Origin of the sequence: Streptomyces sp. NPDC016845 (assembly GCF_044332585.1) — a bacterium.
In the GTDB taxonomy this organism is placed as follows: domain Bacteria; phylum Actinomycetota; class Actinomycetes; order Streptomycetales; family Streptomycetaceae; genus Streptomyces.
On sequence record NZ_JBIRPI010000063.1, the window covers coordinates 1 to 4,612 of the forward strand.

A 4,612-nucleotide genomic window follows, 5' to 3' on the forward strand; every position below is an offset into this window, starting at 1 on the left:
TCCCGGGTCAGGTAGATCTCGCCGCGGGTCAGCAGGTCCTGGACGGTGACCTCGAAGTAGGCGGGCAGCAGGTCGCGCCGCCGTACGGGGTCGGGAATCAGGCACTCGGCCCAGGGGTCCTCGGCGAACGCCTCCGACAGGAGCGGAACGATGCGCGGCACGTCGGAGGCGTCCGCCGACCGGAAGTCGACTTCGGCACACGGCCGAGCCGCGTCCTCGTGCTCGCCCATGTGCGGGTTCTCCATTCCGGACGGTGAGGGTCACCCCCACCATGACCGGGCATCGCGCCCGCGCGCTGTTCCACTTGCTCCCTTCGGTGGCTGATCGACCGAACCGTGCCTGCCAGGCGATCAGACCGACCAGCACCTGCCCGGCATCGCGTGGTCGCGAGTTCGAATCCCATGCAACTGAGCCCTGGGGTTTCAAAGATGGGCTCTCACTTCAGGCGCGTCACGGTCACCACCGAATGCCGCGTCGTACCCGAAGCGACTTCGACGAGCGGGCCGTGCGCCATGGCGGCGTAGCTGTCTCCCGAAGCGGTGCGTGCGCGCAGGGCCGGGCCGTCGGCGGCAGGCAGCTGCGCAGCGACCTGTCGGCGAGCGCCGGGGGCAGAGTCTGGGTGAGGGCTGTTCGGCCGTCAGGCAGGCGAACCGCCAGGTTCTTGGGGCGCCTGCGGGGGCCGGTGTAGCCGACCACGTCGGCGTCTACCGTCTCACTGTGACGCACCTTCCGCCACGATCGGTCCGGCCGGTACGGGGTCGTTGCGCGCTTGGCGACGATCCCCTCCACGCCCTGCTTGTTCGCGCGGTAGGTGTGTCCCGCGCTGGTCACGTCTCTTTGAGTTGGACCAGCGCGGCCTCCGATGTCCCGTTGCGGCGAGCGTTCGTGTCATTCCCGTGAGCTGCGGGGCAACCGATGGTGAGCTATTGAATCGGCGTGCTGTCAATTGCAGTTGCAGCCCGATGCCCTCTTGGTTTCGGCGACGGACTTGTTCGGGTCGTCGGCCTGTTCAGCGGGGGTGCAGCAGGCGGTGACGCCGCAGCACGAGTCGCTGTCCGTGCTCGCCTCAGCCTTGTTGCGTGTGGTGGGCTTGGTGGCACGGACGATGGCGGAGTGCATGCCGCCCGCGACGCTGTGGGTCGCGGTGAGCTCGATGTCGGTGAAGCCGGCTTCTTCCAGGCCGGTTCGGTATTCGGCGAAGGAAAGGGCGCCGGCGATGCAGCCGACGTAGTCGCCGCGCTCGGCCCGCTGGGCGGGGGTGAGGGTGTCGTCGGCGACGACGTCGGAGATGCCGATCCGTCCGCCGGGGGCCAGGACACGGAACATCTCGGCGAACACGGCGGGCTTGTCGGTGGACAGGTTGATGACGCAGTTGGAGATGACGACGTCGATGGTGTTCGCGGGCAGGGGGATGGCCTCGATGGTGCCCTTGAGGAACTCCACGTTGGTGGCGCCAGCCTTCTTCTGGTTGGCCAGGGCCAGGGCGAGCATCTCCTCGGTCATGTCCAGGCCGTAGGCCTTGCCGGTGGGGCCGACGCGGCGGGCGGAGAGCAGGACGTCGATGCCGCCGCCGGAGCCAAGGTCGAGAACTCGCTCGCCTGCGTTGAGGTCGGCGACCGCGGTGGGGTTGCCGCAGCCGAGGGAGGCGGCGACGGCCTCAGCAGGCAGGGCGTCGCGCTCGTCGGCGGCATAGAGGGTGCCGCCGAAGTTGTCGTCGACCTCGATGGCCTCAGGGCCGCAACAGGCGGTGCCGCCCTCGGTGACCTGGACTGCGGCCGCGGCATAGCGCTGGCGGACGGTCTCGCGCAGGTCAGTGTTCTGCTCGCTCATGACTCGGCTCCTCAAATGACAGGAGGGGGCAACCCCGATGGGGCTGCATTGATGTTCCTCGATGCAACCTTGCGGCGTGAATCGAAGCCTGTCAATATCGAGGCATGTCGAAACAAGAGCTTGTGGTGCTCGGCCAGGGCACCGCCTCCGGGTGCTGCCCGACGCTGCTGAGTGCGCCGCTGGAGGAGGACCAGGCGGCCGAGCTGGCGCCGGTCTTCAAGGCCCTGGGCGATCCGGTCCGTCTGCGGTTGCTGTCGATGATCGCCTCGCAGCAGGGCGGGGAAATCTGTGTCTGCGACCTCACCCCGGCCTTCGAGCTGTCGCAGCCGACCATCTCGCATCACCTCAAGCTGCTGAAGCAGGCCGGGCTGATCGCCTCCGAGCGCCGGGGGACGTGGGTGTATTACCGGCTGCTGCCCCAGAAGACCGACCAGCTGGCCGCGATCCTGACCCGCCCAGGCAACCCGGAGGCCCAGCCCCTTGAGCCACTCGGCGACCGGGCCGGGGCTGCCTCGTGAGCGGGACAACCGCTGCCCCGGACGGTTCGGTGGCCGGGCAGCTGTCGCTGGTCGACCGGTTCCTCGCGGTGTGGATCCTCGCCGCGATGGCCGCCGGTCTCGGGCTCGGCCGCCTGGTCCCCGGCCTCGGCGACGCGCTGGCGAAGGTCACGGTCACCGGCGTCTCGCTGCCGATCGCGCTCGGCCTGCTCGTGATGATGTATCCGGTCCTGGCCAAGGTCCGCTATGACCGCCTGGACACCGTCACCCGCGACAAGCGCCTGCTGATCCCGTCCCTGGTCATCAACTGGATCCTCGGGCCGGCCGTCATGTTCGCCCTCGCGTGGCTCTTCCTGCCGGACCTGCCGGAATACCGGACCGGATTGATCATCGTCGGGCTCGCCCGCTGCATCGCCATGGTCATCATCTGGAACGACCTGGCCTGCGGCGACCGCGAGGCCGCAGCCGTCCTGGTCGCCCTGAACTCGGTGTTCCAGGTGATCGCGTTCGCGGGGCTGGGCTGGTTCTATCTGTCCGTCCTGCCCGGCTGGCTGGGCCTGGAACAGACGACCCTGGACGTGTCGGTGTGGGAGATCGCCCGCTCGGTCCTGATCTTCCTCGGCATCCCGCTCGTCGCCGGATTCCTGACCCGCAAGCTGGGCGAGAAGACCAAGGGCCGCCACTGGTATGAAACGAAACTGATCCCCCGGATCGGGCCGTTCGCCCTGTATGGACTGCTGTTCACGATCGTGGTGTTGTTCGCTCTGCAGGGCGACGCGATCACCTCGAAGCCATGGGACGTGGTGCGGATCGCCCTGCCGCTGCTGGTGTACTTCGCCGTGATGTGGGCCGGCTCCATGGCCCTGGGCAAGACGGTCGGCCTGGACTATCCGCGGGCCACCACACTCGCCTTCACCGCCGCGGGCAACAACTTCGAACTCGCCATCGCGGTGGCCATCGCGACGTTCGGGGCGACGTCCGGGCAGGCCCTGGCCGGAGTCGTCGGCCCGCTCATCGAGGTACCGGTGCTGATCGGCCTGGTCTACGTCGCGCTCACCGCCCGCCGCTATTTTCCCAGGTCCGAGCCCTTGCCAGCTCCAGCGGTCGGCATCGAGGAAGGTTCCGCCCGTGTCTGAGGTCGCCGCAAGGCCGTCGGTGCTGTTCGTGTGCGTCCATAACGCCGGACGCTCGCAGATGGCTGCTGCCTTCCTCACCCATCTCGGACGCGGCCGGGCCGAGGTCCGCTCCGCCGGCTCGGTCCCGGCCGACAGCGTTAACCCGGCGGTCATCAAGGCGATGGCCGAGGTCGGGATCGATCTGTCCGCCGAGGTGCCCAGAATGCTGACCGCCGAGGCGGTCCAAGTGTCCGATGTAGTGATCACGATGGGCTGCGGAGATGCCTGCCCCATCTTGCCGGGCAAGCAGTACCGGGATTGGACGCTCAAAGACCCGGCCGGCCAGGGCATCGATGCAGTCCGCCCGATCAGGGACGAGATCGAGGCACGCATCCGCGACCTGCTCACCGACCTCCTTCCCACGCAGTGACGCCTCGCCGGACCGTCAGCTGCAGGAGCTGATGTTCTGGCCGTCGCAGGGAACGGCCGCGAGGCGGGTCGCAGATATGGCGTGCCGGTACTGGCCTGGGAGCTACGCAGCCGGGCGAGCTCTTCGTGCTGGGCGGCGATGCGGGACAGCACGATGGTTTTGAACTCCCTCAGTTTTTCGACTGCCGCGCTCTGGCTGGCCATGCGCTTTCGCAGGGCGTCGATATCGGCTTTCAGACGGGCTATCTGGGCCTCCCTCGGGTCCGGGAGGGTACCCGCCTCCTGCAGCGACTTCAGTCGGCGGGCGAATTCATTGGCAAGATGCTGGTACGGGCCCTCCCGCACAGTGCCGTTGGAATTCTTCTTCGGGTAGAAGCCGGTGTGGTTGACCCCGGTCGCTGCGGCCAACGTTCGGAGGTCGCAGCGTCCGCCGGGCGGAAGCTCGCCGCGCAGGAGACGGTCCATGGCGGCCCGGATGGCTTCCTCGTTGCGCCGGCGTCCGGCGCTACTGATCTGGCCCAAGAGTCTCTCCCTGATCTGCGGCGTCGATCCCGGAGACGATGCGTTCAGCGCGTTCGGCCTCATCGAGCAGCCGGGTGCGCTCGGTTTTGGGGTGCCGGTAAGAACGCTGTCACCAGCCGCAAACGGGTCTGTGTAGCGAACGGTGGAACTCGGTCGGTTTTTTCAGCGGCGTCCGGCGGTGAGCCGGCCGTCGAAGGTGATGTCGAAAGCTTGGAGTGC

General features: G+C 68.1%; 4 protein-coding genes and 1 pseudogene. 3 read left to right on the plus strand and 2 right to left on the minus strand.

Annotated elements, in window-relative coordinates:
* Together ACH4RC_RS42335 and arsM are read right to left on the minus strand one after the other, a co-directional pair.
* Positions 1 to 230 (minus strand): annotated as a pseudogene (locus tag ACH4RC_RS42335) (hypothetical protein); the annotation flags it as partial.
* Between the two features lie 712 nt (positions 231 to 942).
* A complete protein-coding gene (gene arsM / locus ACH4RC_RS42340; protein WP_398210455.1) occupies positions 943 to 1,830 on the minus strand; it encodes an arsenite methyltransferase in 888 nt (295 codons plus the stop codon).
* Positions 1,831 to 1,934: 104 nt separating this feature from the next.
* Between arsM and ACH4RC_RS42345 the strand changes: the two genes are divergently transcribed.
* The 3 genes from ACH4RC_RS42345 to ACH4RC_RS42355 are packed head-to-tail and all read left to right on the plus strand — an operon-like array spanning position 1,935 to position 3,872.
* A complete protein-coding gene (locus tag ACH4RC_RS42345) occupies positions 1,935 to 2,348 on the plus strand; it encodes an ArsR/SmtB family transcription factor (protein ID WP_398210457.1) in 414 nt (137 codons plus the stop codon).
* A complete protein-coding gene (gene arsB / locus ACH4RC_RS42350) occupies positions 2,345 to 3,463 on the plus strand; it encodes an ACR3 family arsenite efflux transporter (RefSeq protein WP_398210458.1) in 1,119 nt (372 codons plus the stop codon). The genes ACH4RC_RS42345 and arsB overlap by 4 nt, the downstream gene beginning before the upstream one ends.
* Positions 3,456 to 3,872: an arsenate reductase ArsC gene (locus ACH4RC_RS42355; protein ID WP_398210460.1), complete on the plus strand. Its 417-nt coding sequence runs from the start codon at positions 3,456 to 3,458 to the stop codon at positions 3,870 to 3,872. The genes arsB and ACH4RC_RS42355 overlap by 8 nt, the downstream gene beginning before the upstream one ends.
* Positions 3,873 to 4,612 lie beyond the last annotated feature (740 nt).